Origin of the sequence: Marinobacter psychrophilus (assembly GCF_001043175.1) — a bacterium.
Classification (GTDB): Bacteria; Pseudomonadota; Gammaproteobacteria; order Pseudomonadales; family Oleiphilaceae; genus Marinobacter; species Marinobacter psychrophilus.
On the sequence record NZ_CP011494.1, the window covers coordinates 2821338 to 2845969 of the forward strand.

Consider the following 24632-nt stretch of genomic DNA (forward strand, 5'->3'; position numbering starts at 1 on the left):
CTCTTTGCTGCCGTGTTACTTAACCCGGCAAACGGCGAATGCTGGCACCCAGCAACTGCAGCTTTTCCTCGATGCACTCGTAACCGCGATCGATGTGGTAAATACGATCAACCACCGTATCGCCTTGGGCTACCAAGCCCGCAATCACAAGACTGGCAGAGGCACGCAAGTCGGTGGCCATGACCGGTGCGCCAGTCAAATGGTCAACGCCCTTTATAATCGCCGCGTTGCCTTCCATGGTGATATCGGCACCCATGCGGATCAGCTCTTGCAAATGCATGAAGCGGTTTTCAAAAACCGTTTCTATAATGGTGCCCGTGCCTTCAGCGATACAGTTCATGGCCGCAAACTGGGCCTGCATGTCGGTAGGAAATGCAGGATAGGGCGCGGTACGAATACTGACGGCCTTGGGACGTTTGCCCTTCATATCCAGCTCTATCCAGTCTTTACCACTGGTGATGTGGGCGCCAGCTTCTTCAAGCTTGGATAACACCACATCCATAAGACCTTCGCGGGTATCTTTCAGTTTTATTCTGCCACCGGTAGCAGCGGCAGCCACAAGATAGGTGCCAATTTCAATTCGGTCGGGCAGTACATGATGGTGGCAGCCATGCAGACGCTCCACACCGTTAATCTCAATGGTAGAAGTGCCATGACCTTTAATGTCGGCGCCCATGGCAATAAGGCACTCAGCCAAATCCACCACTTCTGGCTCGCACGCAGAGTTTTCCAGAATGGTTTTGCCATCGGCCAGAGTCGCTGCCATCAGCAGGTTTTCAGTACCGGTAACGGTCACCATATCCATAAAAATGTGTGCGCCTTTCAGGCGACCATTGGTTTTCGCTTTTATGTACCCATTTTCCACAGAAATTTCAGCGCCCATGGCTTCCAGGCCCTGAATGTGCAGGTTTACCGGGCGGCTACCAATGGCACAACCGCCAGGCAAAGAAACCTGTGCTTCGCCAAAATGCGCGACCAACGGGCCTAACACCAGAATGGACGCACGCATGGTTTTCACAAGCTCGTAGGGCGCATGAAAGTGCTTGATGGTGTTGGCGTGAATTTCGACACTCATCTTCTCATCAATCATCAGCTCAACGCCCATTCGGCCAAGCAGCTCAATCATGGTGGTGACATCGTGCAGGTGCGGCAGATTACTGATGGTGACCGGTTCATCGGCCAAAAGTGTCGCAGCAAGAATCGGCAAAGCAGCGTTTTTGGCGCCGGAAATACGGATTTCACCGTCTAGCGGCCGGCCTCCGTGAATCAGAAGTTTATCCACAACGAATAGTATCCTGTGTTTGCGGGCTATCAGCCCTGGCGCGCAGCCCATTCGGCGGGGGTAAAGGCCTTGGGGTGCAGAGCGTGAATTGTGCCATCCATAACCATCTGAAATAACGCCTTGTTGATCAGCTGTTGGCGTTTGATGGTTGGTAAACCCTCAAAAACGTCGCCCACTGCCACGACCATGCAATGTGAACCGTCAACCTGCACCTGAATCTCACAGCTTGGCAGCGCATTCTGTACCAGCGTGGTTATTTCAGCGACATCCATAAACATTCCTCGGATATTAAAAATCAAGGGGCGGAATTGTAACTAATTCTTCAGCTGCGGTCAGCCTTCGCATTGGATAATCCGTATCAACGCTAGCCGCCAACGATGCTTGCCCGGTTAATCCGGATTTACGCCCGGCCTGACAGCGGAAAACCCTGGTAGTGCGTCATTCAGATTCGCCAGCGCGGCCAGCGCCAGCAAGCGCTCACCAGGGTGCTCATAGCGCAGGTTCAGCGCGCGCTCGCGGGCGAACCGTTGCCAACACAAAAGTACTGACAGCAACGAACTGCTAGCGCTAGTCAACTTTGCCAAATCGACGGTGATGTCGCCTTTGGCCCCTGCCAGCAAAGCCTCTCCGCGCTGGCGCAGGTCGGCAGCAACCATAGCATCGGCTTCGCCGTCAATTGTCAGGTTATTGTCGCTGAAATTAAGCGTCGGCTGCGGGTTACTAGCGCTCATTATTGTCCTGCTTTTTCGTCAATGACCTGTTCCAGGTTGAGGCTATCGGCCGGGTCGTTCCAGCCGTCGATCACCACCTGCACTTGGTCTCGATTGGCCTCCATTTCTTGACTGAAACGGTCACGGAACGCGAGTCCGATGTTCACGCCTTCCACAATCACGTTCTCCATCATCCACTGGTCGTTTTTGGCGCGATACATGGAATAGGTAACCGGATAGCGATTGCCTGTTTCGGTGATCACCTGCATATCCACAGACGCACGATTATCATCACGGGGGTTAAACGTAGCGCCTAGCACCTCGATGCGAAAGTTGCGCGATTCTACTAAAGCCTGGGCATAGCTCTCAAACAAGCTGCGCTTGAACTTTTCTACAAACTGGTCACGCTGTTCCGGAGACGCCTGGCGGGCATAACGCCCCATCACCCGGGCCGCAATACGGCGAAAGTCAACAAAGCCATCCATCGTTTGATTCATGCTGCTGTAAAACAAGTCGGCGTCGTCTTGATATGACTCCCGCTCCCGGTTGAGCTGTTCAACCATGCGCTGGGTGTTGTCGTTCACATAAGCTCGTAACTGTTCTTCAGTATCGGCTTGAACAGACACAGCCAGCAGACTGAGAAAAACGAACAGAAAAATGGATCGATAACGCGCAACGGCCATCTTGGTGTCTCCGATTGAGTGCTTGTTAAAAGGCCTTAGCGGCCAGAGGCAAAATTACTGATCAGCCGTTCGATATTCATCGCCGACTGGGTGGTGTAAAAGTTGTCACCCGGCTGCAGGGACTCCAGATCACCACCAATAGATATGTCAATATATTGCTCACCCAGCAGACCGGACGTGCGTATCATCGCGGCGCTGTCAGCAGGGATGTTGTTTACATCGGAGTTAATAGACAATGTTACACGGGCCTTGAACGTGTCTCGATCCAGCTCGATAGACTCGATAGAACCAACCTGCACGCCCGCCATTGAAACTCTACCCCGCGACCCAAGGCCTCCAGTATCGGTAAAGTCTGCATACACGGTGTAGGTGCTGCCGGCAGCAGCCAATGACAAACCGCTGACCTGCAGTGCCAAAAACATCATGGCACCCATGCCTGCCAGCACGAACAATCCAACAATTATTTCAATGGTTCTTTGCGCCATCACCGACTCCTGTTAATTTCCAGATCATCAGAAATTGCCGAACATTACGGCGGTCAATATAAAGTCCAGCCCAAGCACGGCCAGCGACGAATACACCACAGTTTTTGTGGTTGCCGAACTGATGCCGGCGGATGTTGGCACACAGTCATAGCCTTGATACACCGCAATCCAGGCGCACACAAAGCCAAACACCACACTTTTTATGACGCCGTTTAGCACGTCGTCACGAAAATCAACCGAAGCCTGCATGTTGCCCCAGAACGAGCCTTCGAACACACCCAGCCATTCTACTCCCACCAGCATACCACCAAGGATACCCACCATCGAAAACACCAGGGCCAGAATAGGCATGCTCAGAAAGCCCGCCCATAACCGCGGTGCTATCACCCGGCGCAAAGGATCCACGCCCATCATTTCCATGCTCGAAAGCTGCTCTGTGGCTTTCATCAGGCCAATTTCTGCGGTCAACGCCGAACCAGCGCGGCCAGCAAACAAGAGCGCGGTCACCACCGGCCCCAATTCGCGCACCAGGGTGAGGGCAATCAGCTGGCCAATGGCCGACTCAGAGCCAAAGTCGCTGAGAATCGTGTAGCCCTGTAACCCAAGTACCATGCCAATAAACAGCCCGGAAACCATCACAATCACCAGTGACAGCACCCCAACCGAATATATCTGTTTCAACAGCAGTGGCAGGCCCACCGACGGCTTTGGCACGCCTGCCAGCGCGCCCAGTAAAAACTGACTGGCTCGCCCGAAAGACGCCAGAAAATCCAGCGTATTCTTCCCCAGGCGGGCGATCGCATCCATCATTGCTTTGCTCCCAGCCCAAAATCGACGGCGCGTTCTGGCGCCGGATAGTGAAAAGGTACGGGGCCATCGGGCTTGCCCTGCAAGAACTGCTGCACCTTGTCTGATGAGTGCTCGCGCAATTGTTCCGGCGTGCCCGCGCCGATCACCTTGCCGTCAGAAAGAATAAAGGCGTAGTGACAAATGCTGAGTGATTCCGGCACGTCGTGAGATACCAGAACGCTGGTCAGACCCATGGCAATGTTCAGTTGTCGAATAAGCTTCACCACCACGCCCATGGCGATGGGGTCTTGGCCGGCAAAGGGTTCGTCATACATAATCAGTTCTGGGTCCAACACAATGCTGCGAGCCAGTGCCACTCGCCGCGTCATGCCGCCGGACAGCTCTGCGGGCATCAGGTCGCGCGCGCCACGCAGGCCCACGGCTTCCAACTTCATCAGGACGATGTCGCGAATCATGTCTTCCGGCAGTTTGGTGTGTACCCTCAGGGGGAAGGCTACGTTCTCGTACACGCTCACATCGGTAAAAAGAGCCCCGCTTTGGAACAGCATGCCCATCTTTTTCCGCAGCTGAAACAGCGCACCGCGCCGCAGCTTGGGTATGTTGTGGCCGTCAACCAAAACCGAGCCAGACTCCGGCTTCAGCTGTCCGCCAATTAGACGCAACAATGTTGTTTTCCCAGTGCCACTAGGGCCCATGATCGCAGTGATCTTGCCACGAGGAATTTGCAAACTGAGGCCATCAAAAACACGCCGCCCAGAGCGCGAGAAAACCACGTTTTCCAAGGAAATATAAGCAGCTTCTGCCATAACCTACCCCTTAAAAGAGCCGCTACATTATGCCAAGACGCACTCAAGCTCAATCCGCTATGGCTAAAATTTCACCTTGCGAACTGGCCGCAGCCGGGTTTTGACCCATTCAGAGACAGCCCACGGCTGTCCAATGTTATACTCTGTTTCACGACAGCCCAAGTGGCGAAATCTCGGCCATCAGCCGAATTAGACTTAAAGAGCAGGAACAGGATGACAGACCCAGTGCTAAAGGATTTCCGAGAATCCGCGCTCAACACCATCCGTATCGAGCGCGATGCCATTACCAGCCTTGAGCAGCGTATTGGCGAATCATTCACTCGTGCCTGCCAGGCAATTATGGCTTGCCGCGGCCGTGTCGTGGTGACCGGTATGGGCAAATCTGGCCATATCGGCAACAAAATTGCCGCCACTCTGGCCAGTACCGGCACACCGGCTTTTTTTGTTCATCCTGGTGAAGCCAGCCACGGTGATCTGGGCATGATTACCAACCAGGACGTGGTCATCGCCATCTCCAATAGCGGCAATACCAACGAAGTGGTCACCCTGCTGCCAATGTTGAAACGCATGGGAACGCCACTGATCAGCATGACTGGTGACCCGCAGTCGATTCTGGCACAGGAAGCATTGGCCAATCTGGACGTTAGCGTACTTAAAGAAGCCTGCCCGTTAGGCCTGGCACCCACTTCAAGTACCACCGCCACACTGGTAATGGGCGATGCCCTGGCCGTTGCCCTGTTGGAAGCGCGGGGTTTTAGCGCCGAGGACTTCGCGTTTTCGCACCCTGGGGGACGCCTGGGCCGCCGTCTGCTGCTTCGAGTAGTAGACATCATGCACAGTGGCGATAGCGTTCCGGTAGTCAGTGAAGGTACGACCCTCAGCGGTGCGCTACTGGAAATTTCCCGCAAGGGCCTGGGTATGACCACTGTGGTGGACAGTAACGGCATCCTGATAGGCGTATTCACTGACGGCGACCTGCGCCGCAGCCTGGATAAAAATGTAGACGTACACACTACCGCCATAGAACAGCTGATGACCCATAATGGCAAAACCATCCGTGCCGACCAACTGGCAGTAGAAGCTCTGAATATTATGGAAGAAATGAAGATCAGCGCCCTGCCAGTGGTCGGTGAGCACGGTGAGCTGGTGGGGGCCTTGAATATGCACGATCTGCTGCGTGCGGGAGTCATTTAATGGACACACTTGTAAAAGATACCCCTAATTTCCGGCCGCAATGGCCGGCCAGCGTGCTTGCCAAAGCAGCCAACATTCGCCTGATTGCGCTGGATGTGGATGGCATCATGAGCGATGGCAAAATTTACTTCAGCGCCAGCGGTGACGAGCTAAAAGCCTTCAACATTCTCGACGGACTTGGACTCAAGCAGCTTATGGCCGCAGGCATTACGGTCGCAGTCATTACCGGAAGGCGTTCACCACTGACCGAAAAACGCATGACTGACTTGGGTATCCCGCACCTTTTGCAAGGCCGCAAGGACAAACGCACCGCACTGCTAGAGATTGTCGATCTGATGGGCATCCCGGCCAGTGATATTGCGTATATGGGCGACGATTTGCCGGATTTGCCAGCGCTTCGCTACGCCGGCCTCGGCATTACCGTGCCCAACGGCTATTGGCTGCTTCAGGAGCACGCCGATTATTGCACCCGAAGCCGCGGCGGTGATGGCGCGGTGCGCGAAGCCTGCGATCTGATTCTCGCGTCCCAGGGCAAGCTCGACACGGCCCTTGCACCCTACCTTGAAGCCTATATTGAGCCCGTCCGCGACGCGGGAAGCGCACCATGACTTTAGGTAAAGGCAGCGGCCTGCTTGTTGCGCTGTTGCCGGAACAACGCCCCAGGTGGCGAACGATGGCCCTTCTGGCCACGTTCATTGCCACCGCTGCCCTGCTGTGGCACAGCGACAACGAAGTGCCAACGCCAACACAAGACAGCGAACTGCGCGGTGACCGCGAGCCCGACAGCTTTGTGGTGAACGCCCTGTACACTTCTTACGACGAACAAGGCACCGTCAAAATCCAGTTTGTAAGCCCTCGCATTGAACAGTTTGAGGCCAACGGATACGCCATCATGGCCGAACCGCAAGCCACAATCCAAGGCCAACCCGGTTCAGAACCCTGGCAGCTTACGGCTAAACACGGCAAACTGCGCGACGGCAACAGCCAGCTGGAGCTTCAGGGTGATGTGCGCGTTGTCCGACAGATTGGTGAGCGCAGCGCTACCTTGAGCACGACCAGATTGACGCTGGATAACCGCACGAATATGGCGTATACCGATGCCCCCGTCGAAATCGTTGACGCCACCGGCACCACCCACGCCACGGGCATGAAAGCCTGGCTCAATGAACGTATTCTGGAACTTGATTCCCAGGTGGAAGGACGCTATGAAACTGGCAACTGAACGTAACGCATCCTTTTGGCGCCGAGCACCAGGCTTGGGTATGAGGCTGGGCATGAGCGTCGGGCTGGCGGCCTTATTCGTCAGCACGCCAGGCTTGGCCTTTGATCTCGATTCCAACATCCCCATCAACGTGGCCGCCAATTCAGCACGGCTTGACGATGCCAAAGGCGTTGCAACCTACACCGGCGATGTTGAACTGGTGCAAGGCGATACCAAACTGTTTGCTCAAGAGGTGGTGCTCTACCGCGACATAAATGGGCTTAACCGCATTGAAGCCACCGGCACCCCGGCCCATTACGTGCAGCCCACGGCCAACGGAAAAGGGGAAACCGACGCAAAAGCCCTCACCATAACCTGGTCTGCTACCGAGAAGCAGCTGACCTTTGAACGGGACGCAGTGATCAGGCAAACTGGCAATATTTTTCGCGGTGAACTGATTCTTTACGACACCGTGAACCGCGTCGTCACTGCCCAAGGCAGCATCGAAGCAGGCTCAGGGTCAGGCCGTGTAGAAATGACAATCCAGCCGCGCAGCACGCAGGAGTCCGATGGCCGTTCTCAGAGCCAGTAATCTGGCAAAAAGCTACAAGCAGAAAAAAGTGGTGATTGACGTTTCGCTGGAAATTCGCAGCGGCGAAATCGTCGGACTGTTAGGCCCTAACGGTGCCGGCAAAACCACCTGCTTTTACATGATTGTGGGGCTGGTGCAGGCCGACCACGGCCGCATTACGATCGATAGTCAGGACATCACCCCGCTGCCAATGCATGGCCGTGCCCGCAAAGGCATTGGCTATCTGCCCCAGGAAGCCTCGGTGTTCCGCAAACTCAGCGTGCGCGACAATATTATGGCCATTCTGGAAACCCGCAAAAGTATGAAACGGGCGGAACGCGACGCGAAGCTAGAGGAATTGTTAGCCGAGTTTCACATCAATCACATCCGCGACAGTATGGGTATGGCACTGTCTGGGGGCGAGCGTCGCCGGGTAGAAATTGCTCGCGCTCTGGCGATGGAGCCCGCTTTTATTCTGTTGGACGAACCCTTCGCCGGGGTCGACCCAATCTCGGTTAGCGACATCAAGCAAATCATTCGCCACCTGCGCGACAAAGGCATAGGCGTACTGATCACCGACCACAACGTACGCGATACGCTGGACATCTGCGAAAACGCCTACATTGTGTCCGGCGGCCATATTATTGCTTCCGGCAGCTCCGCTGAAATTTTTGCCAATCAACAGGTCAAAGAGGTCTACCTGGGCAACGAATTCCGGTTGTAATGAACCTTAGAAGTGGGCTTGCGATGACGTCGCCACAGGTGAATCGGTTGATTCCCCGGCGAACTCTAGTAAACTCGGCAGAGAACTTGCTTGTGAACGCAAACCCCGGTTAGCCAACCTTTTTTAGTGGCTGCCACGCGCCAACCGATCGAGTAATGGATTTCCAAGAATGGTAATGAAAGCTTCTTTGCAGCTCAAGCTGGGCCAGAGCCTGACCATGACGCCCCAGCTCCAGCAGGCGATTCGCCTGTTACAGCTTTCTACCCTCGACTTGCAACAGGAAATCCAGCAGGCGCTGGAATCCAACCCCATGTTGGAAGCACCGGAAGACGATGATCACGGCGACGAGGAATCCACGCACGCGGACACGAACAACGATCAAAACACGGACTCCAGTGCAGACGATCGTGGGATAGACAGTGGAATAGATAGTGGGATAAGTAGCGGGGTGGACGGCACCGCTGAAAGCGCAGCAGAGGCCTCTTCAGACACCAGCAAAGACTGGGACGAAAACGAAAACGGTCCCGACTGGGCCAGCGAAAATGAAATACCCGATACCTTGCCAGACGACCTGCCGGTAGATACCGCTTGGGACGACGTGTACCAATCTGCGCCGGCGCCGGCCAGCAGTAATGGCGACGACAACGACTACGATTTTGAGACCCGCAACTCTCCCACTGAAACCCTGCGCGATCACCTGGAGTGGCAGCTAAACCTGACCACCATGACGGAACGCGACCGCGCCGTTGCTCACGCCCTGATGGACGCAGTTGACGAACGCGGCTATCTGACCAGCTCGCTGGCCGAGATTTATACCGGCCTGCAGGACGAGCATGACGACGACCCTCTGGAACTGGATGAACTGGAAGCGGTACTACGACGCCTGCAGTTTTTTGACCCACCCGGTGTGTTTGGCCGCGACTTGCAAGAATGCCTTCTAATCCAGCTGAACCAGATGCCACCAGACACCCCTTGGGTTTCTCAGGCGCGCATGGTCATCACCCACTACATCAGCCTGCTGGGCAACCGTGACTACGCCCAACTGCTGCGCCGTAGTCGCCTCAAAGAAGACCAGCTAAAACAGGTACTGGCGCTGATTACCAGCCTGAACCCGCGCCCCGGCAATGTGATTGACCGAACCGAACCGGACTACGTGATTCCAGACGTGATTGTGTACAAGCGCAACGAGCGCTGGCGGGTAGAGTTGAACCCAGAAATTGCACCACGCATTCGTGTCAATGCCAGCTATGCTTCATTGATAAAGCGTGCCGATAGCAGCGCTGACAACACCTACATGCGGGATCAGTTACAAGAGGCTAAATGGTTCATCAAAAGCCTGCAAAGCCGCAACGAAACGTTGCTAAAAGTGGCTACCCGTATTGTGGAATACCAACAGGGTTTTCTAGACCAGGGGGACGAAGCTATGAAGCCGCTGATCCTTTCGGAAATCGCCCAAGCCGTAGAAATGCATGAATCTACCATCTCCCGGGTAACCACCCAGAAGTTCATGCACACACCTCGCGGCATTTTTTGAGCTCAAATATTTTTTCTCAAGCCATGTCAGTACCGATGCTGGCGGAGAATGTTCTTCAACCGCCATCCGCGCCATGATAAAAAAACTGATAGCCGTCGAAACCTCCAAAAAACCGTTGAGCGACAGCAAGATTGCCGCCATGCTTGGGGAACAGGGAATCCAAGTGGCGCGGCGTACCGTGGCCAAATACCGGGAGGCACTGCAAATACCTCCATCGAACGAAAGAAAGCGACTGGTGTAGCAACACCGACCTAACAACCCATGCAATAACAGGAGAAGCCTATGCAACTCAATATTTCTGGCCATCATGTCGAACTGACCGAAGCACTCAAAGAGTACGTAAACGAAAAATTCCAGCGCCTGGAGCGCCACTTCGACCAGATAAGTAACACCAATGTGACTCTGCAGGTGGAAAAATTGCGCCAGATAGCCGAAGCTACCGTAAATATTAGTGGTGGCGAATTGCACGCTAAGGCAGAAAGCGAAGACATGTACGCAGCTATTGACGCTCTGGTGGACAAACTGGACCGCCAGATTCTCAAGCACAAAGAAAAGCAAGTATCCCGGATGCACGGTAACTAACACCGGATACAACGCGTAAACGCTTCACGCGCTGCGGCATGGCACCATGCCGCAGCCTTTTTTTTAATGGAAGTACCGTCGACCCATGAGCGAGACATCCCTGACAATAGAAACCATCCTTGCCCCGGAACTGACACTTTGCAACGTGCCAGCGTCCAGCAAGAAAAGGGTTCTTGAGTTTATTGCAGAGCAGATTCACCTGCATAACGCCACCTTGGGCGACACTCAGATATTCAGCAATCTGATTGCCCGCGAGCGCCTGGGGTCCACCGGTATCGGCCAGGGCATCGCCATCCCTCACTGCCGCCTGGAAGGCCTGGAGCACGTTATTGGCCTGCTCGTCACCCTCAGCGAGAGCGTGGACTTCGATGCAATTGACAACCAGCCGGTAGATTTGGTGTTTGCTCTGGTCGTACCAAAAGAAGCCACTAGCGAGCATCTTGAGCTGCTTAGTCAGCTTGCAGAAAAATTCAACGACCGGACTTTTTGTGACCGCCTGCGCCAGTCGGAAGATGCCATTACCCTATTTCAGCGCATGACCTCCGGACGCTAATCTTTCTTGGCCTGATCCACTTCGACCGTTCGCAATCAAAGGGTTATTGACGATGAAACTGATTATTGTTAGCGGCCGTTCCGGATCGGGTAAAAGTACCGCCTTACACGTTCTGGAAGATCTGGGTTTTTACTGCATCGACAACTTACCCATTGGCCTGCTGTTCCCGCTGACCAAAGAAGCGGCCGCACAAGAGCCCGCCGGCCGCCTGCACAAAATGGCGGTGAGCATAGACGCGCGCAACCTGTCCGGTGAGCTGGCCAATTTCGAAGATATTCACCGACGCCTGAAGGACACAGGCGTCAGTGCTGAAATCATATTTTTAGACGCCGACGAGCAATCTCTGCTGCAACGCTTTCATGCTACCCGACGCAAGCACCCACTAAGCGACGATCACACGTCATTGCGCGAAGCCATCAGCTCGGAAAAAAAACTGCTGGAACCCTTGTCGAATCTGGCTGACCTATACATCAACACCACTGGCATGGGCATGTACGATTTGCGGGACATGGTCAAACAGCGGGTGGTCGGCCGCAAAGACCAGGAACTGGCGCTGCTGTTCCAGTCATTCGGTTACAAGCACGGCGTACCGGTTGATTCAGACTACGTATTTGACGTGCGTTGCCTGCCCAATCCCCACTGGGACACCTCTCTGCGCAAGTTTACCGGCATGGACCAGCCGGTGATCAAGTTTTTGGAAAACGAACCCATGAGCGCAAAAATGGTGCAGGAAATCATCGCTTTTCTGACCACGTGGCTACCGGCATTTGCCGACAGCAACCGCAGCTACATGACCATTTCCATTGGCTGTACCGGCGGCCAGCATCGCTCGGTTTACGTCTGCGAGCAAATGGGCGCCCACTTCCGCCAGTACAGCAACAACGTGCAAGTACGTCACTCCGAACTACTGCACCTGAAAACCGTACAGGACGCCTGATTCAACCATGATCCGCCGCCAGCTGTTTATCATCAACAAACTGGGTCTGCACGCCCGCGCAACGGCCAAACTGGTGGCCACAGCGTCTGCCCACCAAAGCAAGGTCAGAATCGCCGGAAAAGGCCGTGAAGTGGATGCCAAAAACATCATGCAGGTAATGATGCTGGCCGCCAGCCAGGGCACGGAAGTTGAACTGATTGCCGACGGTGAAGACGAGCAACAGGCCATTATCGCGCTGACAGAACTGATCAATGATTACTTTGGCGAGGGCGAGTAGTCGCTCACGCAGCGCCTGCAAGTCCGCTATAATACAGCCGTTTTCTGACCGCGGATAAGCCATGACCGATATTCTGGAAAAAAGCCAGGCACGCCAGCGACTTCGCTCATTAGGCGAAGCGCTGGACAGTGGCGCCCTGAAACAAGTCGCACGCATCCTTAATGGCGGCCTCAGCCCCAGTGATATCGCTCATCTGCTTGAATCATCGCCTCCGCGGCAACGGTCGCTGCTGTGGAATCTGGTCGACAAACAGCTTGAAGGCGAAGTCCTTCAGTATCTAAATGAAGACATCCGGGGCGATTTCCTAAGCAAATTCAGCGCTCAGGAGTTGGCCGATCTGATTGAAGATTTTGAGTCAGACGATCTGGCCGACTTACTTCAACAGCTCCCCGACACGGTGATTCAGGAAGTTCTGAACACCATGGACGAACAAGACCGCCAGCGGGTGGAGGAGGTACTGTCGTACCCCGAAGACACCGCCGGTGGTTTAATGAACACCGACACCATTACGGTGCGTCCGGACATCAGCATTGACGTGGTGCTGCGCTATCTGCGCCGCCACCGTACCCTGCCCCCTATGACCGACAGCCTGATTGTGGTCAGCCGTCGCGATGAGTTTATCGGCATGCTGCCGGTTACTTCCTTGCTGGTATCGAACCCTGCCGCCACCGTGCGTGAAGTGATGGACACCGATATTGAGCCCATCCCTGTGACTTTGTCAGATACCAAGGTTGCCATCCTGTTTGAGCGCTATGACCTGATCTCGGCGCCGGTGGTGGCCGAAAATGGTAAACTGCTGGGTCGCATCACCATCGATGACGTGGTCGATGTTATTCGCGAGGATGCCGATCACTCGCTGATGCGGATGGCGGGTTTGGATGACGATGAAGATACCTTTGCGCCGGTATGGAAAACCTCGCGCAGGCGCGCGGTTTGGCTGGGTATTAATCTGATGACCGCGTTTATCGCCTCTGGAGTCATCGGTCTGTTTGAAGAGACCATTACCAAAGTGGTGGCACTGGCGGTGCTGATGCCCATTGTGGCCAGTATGGGCGGCATTGCCGGCAGCCAGACCCTGACACTGGTCATACGCGGTATGGCCGTTGGTCAGATCAGCAGCGCCAATGTCGGCTGGTTGTTAAACCGCGAATTTCTGGTGAGTGCGATGAATGGCGTGTTGTGGGCTTTGGTCGTGGCCGGCGCGGCTACCCTGTGGTTCAAGGATATTATGCTGGGCGCTATTATTGCCGCGGCACTGGTGATCAATCTTGTCGCTGCAGCCCTGGTAGGCACCGTGTTACCGTTGTTTCTGAGGTCGCGTAATATTGACCCCGCGCTGGCCGGCGGTGTGATCCTGACCACCGTCACCGACGTTGTCGGGTTTGTGTCCTTTCTGGGCCTGGCGACGCTTTTTTATGCCTGAACTTTTTACATATCGATGCTCTTTACATCTAACTAAATTTTTACATCTGAATAGCTTTTTACACCTAAGTAACCGGTAATCTAATGATTGATCATAACGAAGAAGAGTTTGAATACGACGGCCCCAGCAAGTCCCAACTCAAGCGCGAGATGCACGCGCTGCAAAGCATGGGCAAGCAAATGCTGGAGCTAAACCATGAGCAGCTCGATAGCCTGCAAATCAGCGACACGCTGCGCCGCGCCATCGACGAATCAATCCGCATCCGCCAAAACGAAGCCAAGCGCCGGCACCTGCAGTACATTGGCAAGATCATCCGTCAGGAGCCCGACCCCGAAGCGTTGCAAGCCGCTATCACTGCGTTCTCCGCCGGCAGTGTAGAGCACACACGCCGCCATCACCTGGCCGAGCGCTGGCGCGACCGTATCATCACCGAGGGCGATAGCATTATTGGCGAGTTTTTGAGCCACTGTCCGGATTCGGATATCCAGCATTTGCGCAATTTGGCACGAAATGCCCGCAATGAAGTGCAGAAGCCGCAAAGCGCCGGCCACGGCCGAAAACTGTTCCGCTACCTGCGCGAGTGTATTGACGCCAACGAGCAAATGTAAGCCAGTGGCAAGCGGTTCTGACCGCTTGCGTAAAAGCCCCTACAGGCGGCGATGACTCCATACCGGCATTTGCTGGCGCAGCTGATCCAGCCAGTGTTTGTCTAGCGCTGCGGTCACCATACCGGGGCCGTCCTCGTTGATCTCAGCCAGTACACTGCCCCAAGGGTCGCAGATCAGACTATGGCCGTAGGTGCGGCGCTGGCTGCTGTTGTGCCCGCCTTGCCCGGCTGCCACTACGTATAGCTGATTTTCAATGGCACGCGCCCGAATCAGCGCATGCCAATGGGCATTTCCGGTTTTCCAGGTAAAGGCGCTGGGCAGGCACACCCAATCAGCGCCTTTATCACGCAGCGCACGGAACAGCTCCGGAAAGCGAAGGTCATAGCAAACCGCCAGTCCCAGGCGCCCGGCTGGGGTGTCCACGGTGACCACCTGGTCCCCCGCTTCGAAGGTATCCGACTCGCGGTATTGGCCGTGAGCATCGTCCACCTGGGCATCAAATAGGTGGATTTTGTCATAGCGCGCCACTTCGTCACCCAGATCATTGAACACCAGACAACTGGCTCGCACCCGATCAGCAATGACCGAACCGTCTGGACGCAGTGCCAACGGCAATGAACCGCCTACAATCCAAAGCTTCAGGGTTTTCGCCTGTTGTGCTAGAAAAGTTCGAATAATGCTTTCGCTACCAGCCTCCTGCTGCCCGCAGGGAAGCATTTGGTCACTGGCCAGCACTGCGAAGTTTTCCGGCAGTACCGCCACCTTTACGCCCGCCTCCGCAGCCTGCTGTAAAAGTGCCGCAGCAGCGTTCAGGTTATCCTGAAGCTGGTGCCCACTGACCATTTGCAGGGCCGCCACAAGCGCCGGGGATTGCTGCGTCATCACCACACTCCTCAATTGTTATCGCCAAATAATGTAATTGTTACTGACAGGCACCTTAATCCTGTGGACATGACCAACGCGATTATGAACCCGAACCGCAGCAGGGTTCAGTTACCTGCGCCGAACACACCCTGCAAGCTGGTTTTGGGCTCGTCCCAAGTACCAGACACTTTATAACTGGCACTGGTCAGCTTGCTTAACGGATCGCCAAGTATTTTATCCAGTACAAAAAGAGCACCTCCAATCGGCGCTCCTGCCCCCATTAGCAACGCCGCCAAAGGCAAATTCTGAGTTAACGGCACCACCACGACCAACCTCATGTCCAGGCTCTCAGAAGCCATATCGGTGGTGCCGCTGAGTTTAAAGGCGCCAGAGGGACCCACAATTTGCAGTTCGGGGTTCAGGGTTAACAGCCCATTGGCAATCTGCGCCTTGCCGGAAAGCGCGTCAAACGCTACGCCGCGTTCATACAAGTCGGAGAAATCCAACTGCAGCCTACGCCACAGGGTATCGGTGTTCAGCAGGTTGAACACACGAAACAGTTGGGCGCTGTTGTTTTGTTGCAGAATCACACCGTCTTCCAGGGTCATACTGATATCGCCGCTCAGCTGCTTGAGCCCGAACTGGTCCGGGCGACCTGGCCATTCCAGCGCCAGTTCAATATTGGTCGCAAGGTTCTCAAGAGGTACATCCGCACCAAACAACCCGCCAAGTTCAGCCAGTTGCCCCCCGTAACGCTACCTTTAAAACGGCTAACCTGATTTTGCCCTTGCAACAGCCACTTGAATTCACCCGCCAGCGCCAGGGATTCCAGTTTGCCCTCAATAGACTCGATGCTCACACCACCAGCCTGGGGGCGCAACAAGAATGACCATTGCCCCAGTGGCTCACCGGCCAGGGCGAGCTGAGCTATGCGAACAGTCGCGGAAGGCCAGTCTTGAGGCCGCAGTTCAGCCCCAGCGCCTGAGTCAACGCTCGCCGCTGCAGTGAGTGCTGAGTCCTGCGAATCGTTACGGGGTAAGTTCAGGTGTTGTAAATCCACCGTTAGCTCAGAGCCGTCGTTCGGAACCTCTATGCGCCCGTTGACCAGGTCTGAGTCCAATCGCACTGTCCATTGCTTGTCCAGATCCAGAGCACTGATGTTTATATCACTTAATCGACTGCTACCAAGCTGAAGGTAATCCACACGGGCATCAAACCCGGTGTCCAGTGTACGCACATAGCCATGGCCACGATTTTCCCAATTCACTCCAAATGCCACGCCGTCTTTTACTGACGAATCCAGAGTCAGGCGTAAAGGCGCGGTCTCGGTCGTCGCTTTTTCGAGCGACCCTGGCCAATCTATAGCCAGCCCGCGTAAGTCTGAATACAGTTCCAACTCCGGCGGACTAGCCGCCATAAGAACCAGATCAGCGCTGTAGGTTAACGCTCCACTGATGCCGTAACTGGCGTCAGTCCCTACACCCGCTAATTGCCTCAGGGCTTCAGCACCCAACTGGCCACTCTGGGTGACGGTTACCCCGTCCGGTTCGTTACTGGCGAAACCTATGGTGACAGGCTGGCCCTCAAACACGCCCTGCATCGGAGCGCCGCTGAAACCCTGTTTACTGCGATACCGGGCCTGCCCGCGAATCTGCGTCCATTTCAGGCCTGAAGGCAGATGTTGCAAACCAACATCGCTGGCCGCCACCAGGGCATCCACTGAAAATTGCCGGGGCTGATTTAAGGGTAAGCGCAAAGCCAGATTCAAATCTGCACTGCCGGTAAACGAAATCTGACTTAGACCGTCGCCGACAACCTCTCTCAGTGGGCTGTCCTTCATCCACAGGTCGACGGCTTTCGCGGGCACTTGAGCCGCTATTTTAACGCTCACCACTGGGCTTTCGTTATCAGTCACCAGCCGCACGGTGCTCGGCCGAAGTTGCAAGCCACCGCTATTTGCCTGTTCTACACTGACCACTGCCGAGCCGTTATGAACCTCCACCCGGCCGCGGGCGCCGGTCACCGCCGGCCACTTTGAGTCATAGCGCAAAATGGCGTCTTCAAATTGGTACCACATAGCCGACATAAACGACTCCGCTGGCGCCCCAGCGCCAATCTGGCCGTGGCCGTAATAAGCGCCAGAGGAAATCCCGCCGGCTTCAATGGCGGTCGTCAACCATTTATAGAGCTCCGGTGCTACGGCGTACTCTGGCACCAGGTCCGCAATCATTGCAGCGTCACCGTTCTCAATCTGTACCTGCAAACCCAGATTGTCATCGCCGTGCTGATCCAAGCGCAGATCAAAACTACCAATTAACTCGGTCTGCTCACCAAAACCGAGGCGCATGCCTTCAGAAAAAACCCGTATCAGAGCACCGTCAATCTGCCAGGCTACCAGAGCTTTGAAGCGGGGAAACTGCCAGCGTGCCGAAAACAGTTCAGGAAACTCTATTTCTACCGGCTGCTCTGCGGCATAGGTATCCACGTAGCCGCCACGGCGGTCAACGTAGATATGCCCTTGCACATGGCTGGCAGCCGGCGCGCCGTTGTGTGCGTTAACTTTGACATCGCGCAGCCGGGCGCTGAGCTGAAAATCAGCTGGGTCCGCATGGGGTATGTCCAACCTCACAGCATCCAGAAAGCCTGCGGGTTTGTAGTCGTCCAACGCCGCTCGGGCAAGCTGCGGCAATGCCGCCACAAGCCGGCGCAATGGCCGCAGGGGGAGCGCATCAGCCACGAATCTTAAACCAGCGGATTCAGTACCGGCCTCGGCAGAACTGTTGGGCAGCGTTGTTAGTCGTGCGCTGAATGGCGACACCTGATCGCCGTTCCAACGCCATTGCAACTGCCGCAGGTGCCATTCACCGATCCCGCCGGGCGTTTGCTCGTCGCGGCGCCATCCAAAGCGGGCGCGAATGTCTTCCAGCGGAGCCAGCGACATGGCGCCGACACCCAATTGCAAGTAGGGAGTGCGCAAGGTCCCGTTGACCTGCTCCAACTGGCCGTCACGAAAGCTGAGCCAGGCCTGGCCGCCCATATCAAAGCCTTCTACCCGCATATCACGCCAGCGATAGTCATCGATCAAACCATCAAACAGGCGCCCGGAAGCAACGTCTACGTATAGTTGACCGGTGAACTGACCCAACAGAAAGCGCCGGCCTACCAGACGAAAACTGGCCAGTTGCTGATTGGTGCCGGCTTGCATAGCGCGGCCAGAAGCGCGGAAAAGACCGCGCTGATAAAGCAGATCAAGTTGCGGAATATCCAGTTGACGCAGGTTTCCACTGCTGTCGGTAACGGCTAGCTGAATGCGTGTGATGCGGACAAAAGGTTTTGAAAGCCAGCGTTCGGCCAAAGCGACCAAGCGTTGCAACGAATTGTCGCTAACCTCAATACCGCTGCCGGCAAGGACCACCTGACCAGCCACTTTCTGGCGCAGGGCCAGATCCAGGCCGTCAGCCTCGAACTTTTCCAGCACCAGGCGCAAACGCAACACCGAGGCCAGAAAATCCACACGCATTCGCAGATGTCTCAGGTAGGCCAAAGGCTCGTCCAGGCCGGTCTCTGTGACTACCACATCTTTTGCACTGAATTCCGGGTTTAGCCAATACCAACGCGCCGACAGCTCAGCAATGCTGACTGTGTAGCCCAGCTGTTCCGACAGCTGGGTTTGCAAAGTATCGCGGTACTGGTTCATGTCCGCAGTCAACTGGCGCCCCAAACCGGCATAAAGAGCTAACAGCAGCAACAAAGCCAGCGCCAGCCACCATACCAGCGCAGACAAACGCGCTAACCAGCGCAGCGGCAAGGAATTCGGGGCCGGGGGCGGAGATTCCTGCTTTGACACCGAGCCTTACCCCAAACACCGGTTGCCAGCAGCAAGCTTACAACAGCACAACATCATACTGCTCCTGGCTGTAGAAAGGTTCGACTTGAAAGCGAATGGTTTTGCAGATGAAGGTTTCCAGATCGGCCACATTATCCGACTCTTCATCAACCAACAGATCAACAACGCTTTGCGACGCCATTACCAGATAGCTTTCGGTGTCATAAGCGCGATTCACCCGTAATATTTCGCGAAAAATTTCATAACACACCGTTTCACCCGTTTTCAGAAAGCCACGGCCGTCGCAGATCGGGCAGGGCTCACACAGCACCTGGCCCAAAGATTCGGTGGTGCGCTTGCGGGTCATTTCCACCAGGCCCAGTTCGGATACCCCGGTAATTTTAGTTTTGGCGTGGTCCCTTTCCAGCATTTTCTCCAGCATGCGGTGCACCTGGCGTTTGTGTTCGGCGTCGTCCATATCGATAAAGTCGATAATAATAATGCCGCCCAGATTACGCAGTCGCAGCTGGCGGCTGATGGCACGAGCCGCTTCCAGGTTGGTTTTAAAAATGGTTTCTTCAAGATTGCGGTGGCCAACAAAGGCCCCGGTATTGATGTCAATCGTGGTCATCGCTTCGGTTTGGTCGATGATCACATAGCCGCCGGATTTTAGCTGCACTTTGCGGCTAAGAGCCTTCTGGATTTCATCTTCTACCGAATACAGATCAAAAATCGGGCGCTCACCCGGGTAATACTCCACTTTGTCAGCAAACTCGCTAACAAACTCGTGCACAAACTCCATCACCCGCTGATGGCTTTCACGGCTGTCGATGCGCACTTTTTCAGTCTGAGGACGAATCAGATCGCGAATGGTGCGAATAAACAGCGGCAGATCCTGATAAATCACCGCTGGCGCCTGAACTTTTTCCATACGCTCGTTGATAGACTGGCCAAGCCGGTGCAAATATTTCATGTCGGCGGTCAGATCCTCTGCGCTGGCGGCTTCTGCGGCGGTACGGATGATGTAGCCACCCTGAATAGCCACGGAGGACGCCTGCTCTGAGGCGGCTCCATCTACAATCGCCTTGAGCCGGGCACGTTCGGCGTCGTCTTCGATGCGCTGGGAGATGCCAATGTGATTAACGCCCGGCATAAAAACCAGATAGCGGGAAGGAATTGAAAGCTGGGTGGTCAAGCGTGCGCCTTTGGTGCCAATAGGATCTTTAGTGACCTGCACCACCAGCGACTGACCTTCGCGCAGCAAGGTGCGAATATCTGGCACCACACGGGGGCCGTCGCTGATGTCATCACTACCTGGCTGACTGGTAAGCACATCGGACGCGTGAATGAAGGCCGCACGCTCAAGGCCGATATCAACAAACGCAGCTTCCATGCCCGGAAGCACCCGCACCACTTTGCCTTTGTAAATGTTACCGACAATACCTTTGCGACTGGCGCGCTCAATGTAGGCTTCTTGCAACATCCCGTTTTCAACGAGCGCAACACGGGTTTCTACCGGTGTTACGTTGATCAGAATTTCTTCACTCATGATTGGCGCTCCTTACTGCATGGCCACTGGTTCCACACAGGATAGCCTGCTGCGCTCAGCAATGCCGCGGTTTCCTGAAGCGGTAAACCCACCACCGCACTGTAACTTCCCTGCAATTGCTCAACAAACATGCCGCCAAGGCCCTGAATGCCGTAACTGCCGGCTTTGTCCATGGGCTCACCAGTGGCGACGTAGGCGTTAATTTGTGCCTTCGTTAAAGTGCAAAAACTTACGTTGGTGGTTACCAGGCAAGAACGGCAACCATCCGCGCTTGCCAGCGCTACGGCGGTGAGCACTTGGTGTGTGCGCCCAGACAACGCTGCCAGTGTGGCCCCCGCATCGGCAGCGTCAGCGGGTTTCCCCAAAATAATGCCGTCCACTATCACCGAGGTGTCCGAGCCCAATACCAATGCACCGGCTTGCGCGGCAGCAGCCACGAATAGCGCTTTTTCTCGCGCCATGCGTTCAACATAATCGGCGGCAGGCTCAGCGGGGCGAGGGGTTTCATCAATAGCGGCAGGACACACATCAAAGAGTGCACCAATTTGCTGCAATAATTCGGCGCGGCGTGGAGAAGCCGAAGCCAGTATCAGTGTCTGCATTGACTGCCTCTTGTGCGGGCCTAGCCCAGTCGGCGATTTATGTTGTCCAGCACCAGGCTCAGGAAGGGCCAAACTACCGCGCTGGTCAGCGCCGGCCACAGATACCCGAAACCGGTATTATCTGCCCCCAGAGACTGTTTGATAACGTGCACTACCATCTGATTAATACCCAGCAGCAGAAACACAATGGCGCACTGTTGTGGCAATGGGTACATGCGCAGGCGCTGGTGTACGGTTAGAACCAGAAACGCCACAACCGCCATCGCCATGGCGTTGACACCCAGCGGTGTTGACTCGAGCACATCCAGCAACAGACCCAGAGCGGCAGCGAGAAAAACACCAAATTGCGCAGGCGCACGCACGGTCCAGTAAAACACCATTAACGCCAGCCATTCGGGGCGAAATTCCAGCCACCCGGAAGGCACCGAAGCAATGCTCAGCGTCAGCGCCAGCAGCACCGACAGAGCAAACACCGGATAGCTAATCACAGACAGCATCAGCGTTCCTTCTGCAAACGATCGCCCGCACTCGTGCCGCCTTTCTCAGGGTCAAGCTCATCTTCTAAACGTTTGTTGTCGGAGACTAGAGCTTGAAACACAACCAGCAACATACGGCTCTGATTGAGTTTGGCGGTGGGTGTGGCTTCAATAGTGATAAAAGGTTCGCCAGGTTCCTTGCTGATTCGGCTCACTTTAGCGACTGGATAGCCGCGGGGGAAACGCCCGCCCAAGCCGGAACTCACCAGTAAATCACCTTCACGAATGTTGGCCGTATCCGGAACGTGCACCAGTTCCAGACTGTTAGCTTTACCGGTGCCCAGCAGAATAGCCCGCAGGCCATTGCGCACCACCTCTACCGGCACCGCATGACTGCTGTCAGATACCAACAAAACGCGAGCGGTTATCTGGCTGACCTGAATCACCTGCCCCATCAGGCCACCGGCGTCCAGTATCGCCTGACCTTCGTGAACACCGTCACTGCGGCCTTTATTGATGACCAGTTCATGGGCAAATGGGTCAGGCGACACGCTCACAACTTCGCTGACAATAACGCGGTCGTCGAGCACTTCAGAGGAATTCATCAGGCGGCGCAGTTCATTATTTTCGGAGGCCAGAGCGGCATATTTCAGAGCACGACGTTCCAGAATTAGCAGCCGCGCCTGCAATTCGTCGTTGTCACGCTTGAGGTCATCTTTGTTGACGAACAGGCTGCTAACCCAATCCGAAAATTGAGTGGGCGCGTTGCCCAGCCAGTAGACCGGTGTCAGTCCCGTGGCCAGCGAACTGCGTACCACTGCCAGCTTGTCAAAGCGGGCGTCCGCAACAATCAACCCCAGCGCCAACACCACAATCAACAGCAACCGGAATCCCGGAACCGGCCCCTGCACGAATATGGTTTTAATAACTTGTTCTCCCCACGGGATCAGCTCTCTTGGAAGAACATTCCAATGCCGCCGCGATCAATCACTTCCAGCGCTTTGCCACCACCACGGGCGACACAGGTCAGGGGATCTTCAGCGACGATCACCGGCAGGCCGGTTTCTTCACTAATCAATTTATCCAGCCCACGCAACAGGGCGCCGCCGCCGGTCAGCACAATGCCGCGTTCGGCAATATCAGATGCCAGTTCCGGTGGCGACTGTTCCAGCGCACTTTTAACGGTCTGGACAATTTGCGCCAAGGACTCTTGCAGAGCATCTAGGATTTCTTCGCTGTTCAGCGTGAACGCCCGCGGCACGCCTTCAGCCAAATTGCGGCCACGCACGTCAATTTCACGAACTTCCAAACCTTCGTAGGCGCAGCCGATTTCGTGCTTGATGCGCTCCGCGGTGGATTCACCGATCAGGCTGCCGTAATTACGACGCACGTACGTGACAATAGCTTCATCAAACTTGTCACCGCCTACCCGCACCGAATCGGCATAAACAATACCGTTCAGAGAAATAATGGCAATTTCAGAGGTGCCACCGCCAATATCCACAATCATTGAGCCGCTGGCTTCTTCGACTGGAAGGCCTGCACCGATGGCTGCCGCCATTGGCTCTTCTATCAGGAACACTTCGCGCGCACCCGCACCCATCGCCGACTCGCGAATGGCCTTGCGTTCCACCTGGGTGGATTTGCTCGGCACACACACCAATACTCGAGGGCTGGGGGTAATAAAGCTGTTTTCATGCACTTTGTGAATAAAGTGCTGAAGCATTTTTTCCGTCACCACAAAGTCAGCAATTACGCCATCTTTCATCGGGCGAATGGCGCTTATATTGCCCGGGGTGCGGCCCAGCATTCGCTTGGCTTCGGCGCCAACAGCGGCAACCATTTTCTGCGAATTAGTGGTACGGATAGCTACAACGGAAGGTTCATTTAATACAATGCCGCGACCGCGCACGTAGATAAGAGTGTTTGCGGTGCCCAAATCAATGGACAGATCGCTAGAGAATAATCCTCGGAGTCTTTTAATCAACATTCGTGTAGTTTCAACCTGAGAGTGGCGGCTGCGAAAAGATGCGGCAACTTTAGCAGCGCCCCCACGCACAGGCAAGGCGCAGCCTTCGCAAAAGCAAATGACCTACCCCAGCATGAACGAACCGTCATGCACTTACAGGGCAAAATACCACTTTGAATGCCGTGTGGTTTGACGAGAGTCAGCAATTAGACATTGATTAGGTTGATAATAGTCGATATCAATGCCGTAATTAGGCGGATCAACCTGCAATAGTAGATGTTTGCTATGAAAGTTCTTTATGCCTCAATTTTATTGATGGTTCTAACGCTCGCCAGCAGTTTGACCGACTGCAATCCCCTGACCCCAGCCGATGAAGCGCTCAATACGACCCCGGACACTCACCTATCCAGCCAAGTGCGCGAGAAGCGCAGCGACTCCACCTCCGAAGACATGCTGAAGACGCCAGGTCAGTTGAATAGGTTTCAACACAGGTTCTCGAAGACGACCAGACGTCATCTTAAGAAGACCACCGCGCGTCTCCCGCAAAGCCACGAATCTGTTACCATATCGACCTTAATTACTCAGCTCAGACAGAGCGGATGGAGGTCGATATAAACTCCGCCGTAAAAACGCTGCGGCGGAGTCTGAATATCAAATACGAAAAACCGGAGTCAACGTGACCATTTCCCGCGCAGACATTGAAAAAGTCGCCGTGCTGGCCCGTATCCGTCTTGATGACGAGCAGATACCCGCACTGGAAAACGACCTGAGCAACATCCTCAGCCTGGTTGACCAACTCAGCGCCGCCAACACTGACCACGTAGAGCCTCTGGCCCACCCACTGGATGCGGTACAGCGTCTGCGCGCCGACGAAGTTACCGAAAGCAACCAGCGCGATGCCTTCCAGGCCATAGCGCCCGCCACTGAGAGCGGCCTCTATCTTGTACCCCGAGTGATTGAGTGAGC

Annotated in this window: 27 protein-coding genes and 1 pseudogene; 13 read left to right on the plus strand and 15 right to left on the minus strand. The window is 55.1% G+C overall.

Annotated elements, in window-relative coordinates; translation table 11 throughout:
* Positions 1-19: 19 nt before the first annotated feature.
* The 7 genes from murA to ABA45_RS12705 all read right to left on the minus strand — a co-directional run bounded on the left by murA (position 20) and on the right by ABA45_RS12705 (position 4776).
* The gene (murA, locus tag ABA45_RS12675) at positions 20-1282 is read right to left on the minus strand and encodes a UDP-N-acetylglucosamine 1-carboxyvinyltransferase (RefSeq protein ID WP_014871970.1); all 1263 of its coding nucleotides are present in this window, start codon (positions 1280-1282) and stop codon (positions 20-22) included.
* A gap of 29 nt (positions 1283-1311) precedes the next feature.
* Entirely contained in the window at positions 1312-1554 is a 243-nt protein-coding gene (locus ABA45_RS12680; protein WP_007352402.1) for a BolA family protein, read from the minus strand.
* A 117-nt stretch (positions 1555-1671) separates the two neighbouring features.
* Positions 1672-2013: an STAS domain-containing protein gene (locus ABA45_RS12685; protein ID WP_048386645.1), complete on the minus strand. Its 342-nt coding sequence runs from the start codon at positions 2011-2013 to the stop codon at positions 1672-1674.
* Positions 2013-2675 (minus strand): MlaC/ttg2D family ABC transporter substrate-binding protein, encoded by a 663-nt coding sequence (locus ABA45_RS12690; RefSeq protein WP_048386647.1) that lies wholly within the window; start codon positions 2673-2675, stop codon positions 2013-2015. The genes ABA45_RS12685 and ABA45_RS12690 overlap by 1 nt, the downstream gene beginning before the upstream one ends.
* 35 nt (positions 2676-2710) lie before the next feature.
* Positions 2711-3160, minus strand: a complete 450-nt coding sequence (mlaD, locus tag ABA45_RS12695) for an outer membrane lipid asymmetry maintenance protein MlaD (protein ID WP_014871973.1) — start codon at positions 3158-3160, stop codon at positions 2711-2713.
* 27 nt (positions 3161-3187) lie between these two features.
* Positions 3188-3970: a lipid asymmetry maintenance ABC transporter permease subunit MlaE gene (gene mlaE, locus ABA45_RS12700; RefSeq protein WP_048386649.1), complete on the minus strand. Its 783-nt coding sequence runs from the start codon at positions 3968-3970 to the stop codon at positions 3188-3190.
* On the minus strand, positions 3967-4776 hold the full coding sequence (locus ABA45_RS12705; RefSeq protein WP_048386651.1) for an ATP-binding cassette domain-containing protein: 810 nt from the start codon (positions 4774-4776) through the stop codon (positions 3967-3969). The genes mlaE and ABA45_RS12705 overlap by 4 nt, the downstream gene beginning before the upstream one ends.
* Positions 4777-4989: 213 nt before the next feature.
* Between ABA45_RS12705 and ABA45_RS12710 the strand changes: the two genes are divergently transcribed.
* The 12 genes and pseudogenes from ABA45_RS12710 (at position 4990) to yjgA (ending at position 14380) form a co-directional block, all read left to right on the plus strand.
* Positions 4990-5970, plus strand: a complete 981-nt coding sequence (locus ABA45_RS12710; RefSeq protein WP_048386653.1) for a KpsF/GutQ family sugar-phosphate isomerase — start codon at positions 4990-4992, stop codon at positions 5968-5970.
* Entirely contained in the window at positions 5970-6578 is a 609-nt protein-coding gene (locus ABA45_RS12715) for a KdsC family phosphatase (protein ID WP_048386655.1), read from the plus strand. The genes ABA45_RS12710 and ABA45_RS12715 overlap by 1 nt, the downstream gene beginning before the upstream one ends.
* The gene (lptC, locus tag ABA45_RS12720) at positions 6575-7192 is read left to right on the plus strand and encodes an LPS export ABC transporter periplasmic protein LptC (protein WP_084708344.1); all 618 of its coding nucleotides are present in this window, start codon (positions 6575-6577) and stop codon (positions 7190-7192) included. Before ABA45_RS12715 ends, lptC begins: the two co-directional genes overlap by 4 nt.
* A complete protein-coding gene (lptA, locus tag ABA45_RS12725; protein WP_048386657.1) occupies positions 7176-7763 on the plus strand; it encodes a lipopolysaccharide transport periplasmic protein LptA in 588 nt (195 codons plus the stop codon). The genes lptC and lptA overlap by 17 nt, the downstream gene beginning before the upstream one ends.
* Positions 7741-8466 carry an LPS export ABC transporter ATP-binding protein gene (gene lptB, locus ABA45_RS12730; protein WP_048386659.1) on the plus strand — a complete coding sequence of 242 codons (726 nt, stop codon included), beginning with the start codon at positions 7741-7743 and terminating at the stop codon, positions 8464-8466. Before lptA ends, lptB begins: the two co-directional genes overlap by 23 nt.
* A gap of 175 nt (positions 8467-8641) precedes the next feature.
* Positions 8642-10241, plus strand: a pseudogene (locus ABA45_RS12735) (RNA polymerase factor sigma-54).
* Positions 10242-10282: 41 nt separating this feature from the next.
* Complete coding sequence (gene hpf, locus ABA45_RS12740; RefSeq protein WP_041635292.1) at positions 10283-10582, plus strand: ribosome hibernation promoting factor; 300 nt, start codon at positions 10283-10285, stop codon at positions 10580-10582.
* 85 nt (positions 10583-10667) lie between these two features.
* Positions 10668-11135, plus strand: a complete 468-nt coding sequence (gene ptsN, locus ABA45_RS12745) for a PTS IIA-like nitrogen regulatory protein PtsN (protein ID WP_048386662.1) — start codon at positions 10668-10670, stop codon at positions 11133-11135.
* A 52-nt stretch (positions 11136-11187) separates the two neighbouring features.
* The gene (rapZ, locus tag ABA45_RS12750; RefSeq protein ID WP_048386663.1) at positions 11188-12072 is read left to right on the plus strand and encodes an RNase adapter RapZ; all 885 of its coding nucleotides are present in this window, start codon (positions 11188-11190) and stop codon (positions 12070-12072) included.
* Positions 12073-12079: 7 nt separating this feature from the next.
* The gene (locus ABA45_RS12755; RefSeq protein WP_014871984.1) at positions 12080-12349 is read left to right on the plus strand and encodes an HPr family phosphocarrier protein; all 270 of its coding nucleotides are present in this window, start codon (positions 12080-12082) and stop codon (positions 12347-12349) included.
* Between the two features lie 61 nt (positions 12350-12410).
* Complete coding sequence (mgtE, locus tag ABA45_RS12760; RefSeq protein ID WP_048386666.1) at positions 12411-13772, plus strand: magnesium transporter; 1362 nt, start codon at positions 12411-12413, stop codon at positions 13770-13772.
* Between the two features lie 83 nt (positions 13773-13855).
* Positions 13856-14380, plus strand: a complete 525-nt coding sequence (gene yjgA, locus ABA45_RS12765; protein ID WP_048386667.1) for a ribosome biogenesis factor YjgA — start codon at positions 13856-13858, stop codon at positions 14378-14380.
* Between the two features lie 39 nt (positions 14381-14419).
* On the opposite strand, the gene ABA45_RS12770 is transcribed toward yjgA, so the two are convergent.
* The 8 genes from ABA45_RS12770 to ABA45_RS12800 form a co-directional block, all read right to left on the minus strand.
* Positions 14420-15262: a carbon-nitrogen hydrolase family protein gene (locus ABA45_RS12770; RefSeq protein ID WP_048386669.1), complete on the minus strand. Its 843-nt coding sequence runs from the start codon at positions 15260-15262 to the stop codon at positions 14420-14422.
* 107 nt (positions 15263-15369) lie between these two features.
* The gene (locus ABA45_RS19430; RefSeq protein WP_264753017.1) at positions 15370-15966 is read right to left on the minus strand and encodes a YhdP family protein; all 597 of its coding nucleotides are present in this window, start codon (positions 15964-15966) and stop codon (positions 15370-15372) included.
* Positions 15867-19091 carry a YhdP family phospholipid transporter gene (locus ABA45_RS12775; RefSeq protein WP_227506031.1) on the minus strand — a complete coding sequence of 1075 codons (3225 nt, stop codon included), beginning with the start codon at positions 19089-19091 and terminating at the stop codon, positions 15867-15869. Before ABA45_RS12775 ends, ABA45_RS19430 begins: the two co-directional genes overlap by 100 nt.
* Positions 19092-19128: 37 nt before the next feature.
* Entirely contained in the window at positions 19129-20619 is a 1491-nt protein-coding gene (gene rng, locus ABA45_RS12780) for a ribonuclease G (RefSeq protein WP_048386670.1), read from the minus strand.
* Positions 20616-21221, minus strand: a complete 606-nt coding sequence (locus tag ABA45_RS12785) for a Maf family protein (RefSeq protein WP_048386672.1) — start codon at positions 21219-21221, stop codon at positions 20616-20618. The genes rng and ABA45_RS12785 overlap by 4 nt, the downstream gene beginning before the upstream one ends.
* A gap of 20 nt (positions 21222-21241) precedes the next feature.
* Positions 21242-21718: a rod shape-determining protein MreD gene (gene mreD / locus ABA45_RS12790; RefSeq protein WP_014871991.1), complete on the minus strand. Its 477-nt coding sequence runs from the start codon at positions 21716-21718 to the stop codon at positions 21242-21244.
* Positions 21718-22608, minus strand: a complete 891-nt coding sequence (gene mreC, locus ABA45_RS12795; RefSeq protein ID WP_084708345.1) for a rod shape-determining protein MreC — start codon at positions 22606-22608, stop codon at positions 21718-21720. The genes mreD and mreC overlap by 1 nt, the downstream gene beginning before the upstream one ends.
* Positions 22609-22643: 35 nt before the next feature.
* Positions 22644-23684, minus strand: coding sequence for a rod shape-determining protein (locus ABA45_RS12800; RefSeq protein ID WP_041635632.1), 1041 nt, complete (start codon positions 23682-23684; stop codon positions 22644-22646).
* Between the two features lie 658 nt (positions 23685-24342).
* Between ABA45_RS12800 and gatC the strand changes: the two genes are divergently transcribed.
* Complete coding sequence (gene gatC, locus ABA45_RS12810; RefSeq protein ID WP_048386676.1) at positions 24343-24630, plus strand: Asp-tRNA(Asn)/Glu-tRNA(Gln) amidotransferase subunit GatC; 288 nt, start codon at positions 24343-24345, stop codon at positions 24628-24630.
* Positions 24631-24632 lie beyond the last annotated feature (2 nt).

What these genes read in the sequence shown, in the direction of transcription:
- yjgA (WP_048386667.1), top strand. Translation starts at nt 13,856, where the DNA reads ATGATTGATCATAACGAAGAAGAGTTTGAATACGACGGCCCCAGCAAG.
- ABA45_RS12705 (WP_048386651.1), bottom strand. Translation starts at nt 4,776, where the DNA reads ATGGCAGAAGCTGCTTATATTTCCTTGGAAAACGTGGTTTTCTCGCGC.
- ptsN (WP_048386662.1), top strand. Translation starts at nt 10,668, where the DNA reads ATGAGCGAGACATCCCTGACAATAGAAACCATCCTTGCCCCGGAACTG.
- mlaE (WP_048386649.1), bottom strand. Translation starts at nt 3,970, where the DNA reads ATGATGGATGCGATCGCCCGCCTGGGGAAGAATACGCTGGATTTTCTG.
- lptA (WP_048386657.1), top strand. Translation starts at nt 7,176, where the DNA reads ATGAAACTGGCAACTGAACGTAACGCATCCTTTTGGCGCCGAGCACCA.
- ABA45_RS12680 (WP_007352402.1), bottom strand. Translation starts at nt 1,554, where the DNA reads ATGGATGTCGCTGAAATAACCACGCTGGTACAGAATGCGCTGCCAAGC.
- rng (WP_048386670.1), bottom strand. Translation starts at nt 20,619, where the DNA reads ATGAGTGAAGAAATTCTGATCAACGTAACACCGGTAGAAACCCGTGTT.
- mreD (WP_014871991.1), bottom strand. Translation starts at nt 21,718, where the DNA reads ATGCTGTCTGTGATTAGCTATCCGGTGTTTGCTCTGTCGGTGCTGCTG.
- lptC (WP_084708344.1), top strand. Translation starts at nt 6,575, where the DNA reads ATGACTTTAGGTAAAGGCAGCGGCCTGCTTGTTGCGCTGTTGCCGGAA.
- ABA45_RS12785 (WP_048386672.1), bottom strand. Translation starts at nt 21,221, where the DNA reads ATGCAGACACTGATACTGGCTTCGGCTTCTCCACGCCGCGCCGAATTA.
- mlaD (WP_014871973.1), bottom strand. Translation starts at nt 3,160, where the DNA reads ATGGCGCAAAGAACCATTGAAATAATTGTTGGATTGTTCGTGCTGGCA.
- ABA45_RS12715 (WP_048386655.1), top strand. Translation starts at nt 5,970, where the DNA reads ATGGACACACTTGTAAAAGATACCCCTAATTTCCGGCCGCAATGGCCG.
- ABA45_RS12755 (WP_014871984.1), top strand. Translation starts at nt 12,080, where the DNA reads ATGATCCGCCGCCAGCTGTTTATCATCAACAAACTGGGTCTGCACGCC.
- mgtE (WP_048386666.1), top strand. Translation starts at nt 12,411, where the DNA reads ATGACCGATATTCTGGAAAAAAGCCAGGCACGCCAGCGACTTCGCTCA.
- rapZ (WP_048386663.1), top strand. Translation starts at nt 11,188, where the DNA reads ATGAAACTGATTATTGTTAGCGGCCGTTCCGGATCGGGTAAAAGTACC.
- ABA45_RS12685 (WP_048386645.1), bottom strand. Translation starts at nt 2,013, where the DNA reads ATGAGCGCTAGTAACCCGCAGCCGACGCTTAATTTCAGCGACAATAAC.
- hpf (WP_041635292.1), top strand. Translation starts at nt 10,283, where the DNA reads ATGCAACTCAATATTTCTGGCCATCATGTCGAACTGACCGAAGCACTC.
- ABA45_RS12690 (WP_048386647.1), bottom strand. Translation starts at nt 2,675, where the DNA reads ATGGCCGTTGCGCGTTATCGATCCATTTTTCTGTTCGTTTTTCTCAGT.
- ABA45_RS12710 (WP_048386653.1), top strand. Translation starts at nt 4,990, where the DNA reads ATGACAGACCCAGTGCTAAAGGATTTCCGAGAATCCGCGCTCAACACC.
- lptB (WP_048386659.1), top strand. Translation starts at nt 7,741, where the DNA reads ATGGCCGTTCTCAGAGCCAGTAATCTGGCAAAAAGCTACAAGCAGAAA.
- ABA45_RS12770 (WP_048386669.1), bottom strand. Translation starts at nt 15,262, where the DNA reads ATGACGCAGCAATCCCCGGCGCTTGTGGCGGCCCTGCAAATGGTCAGT.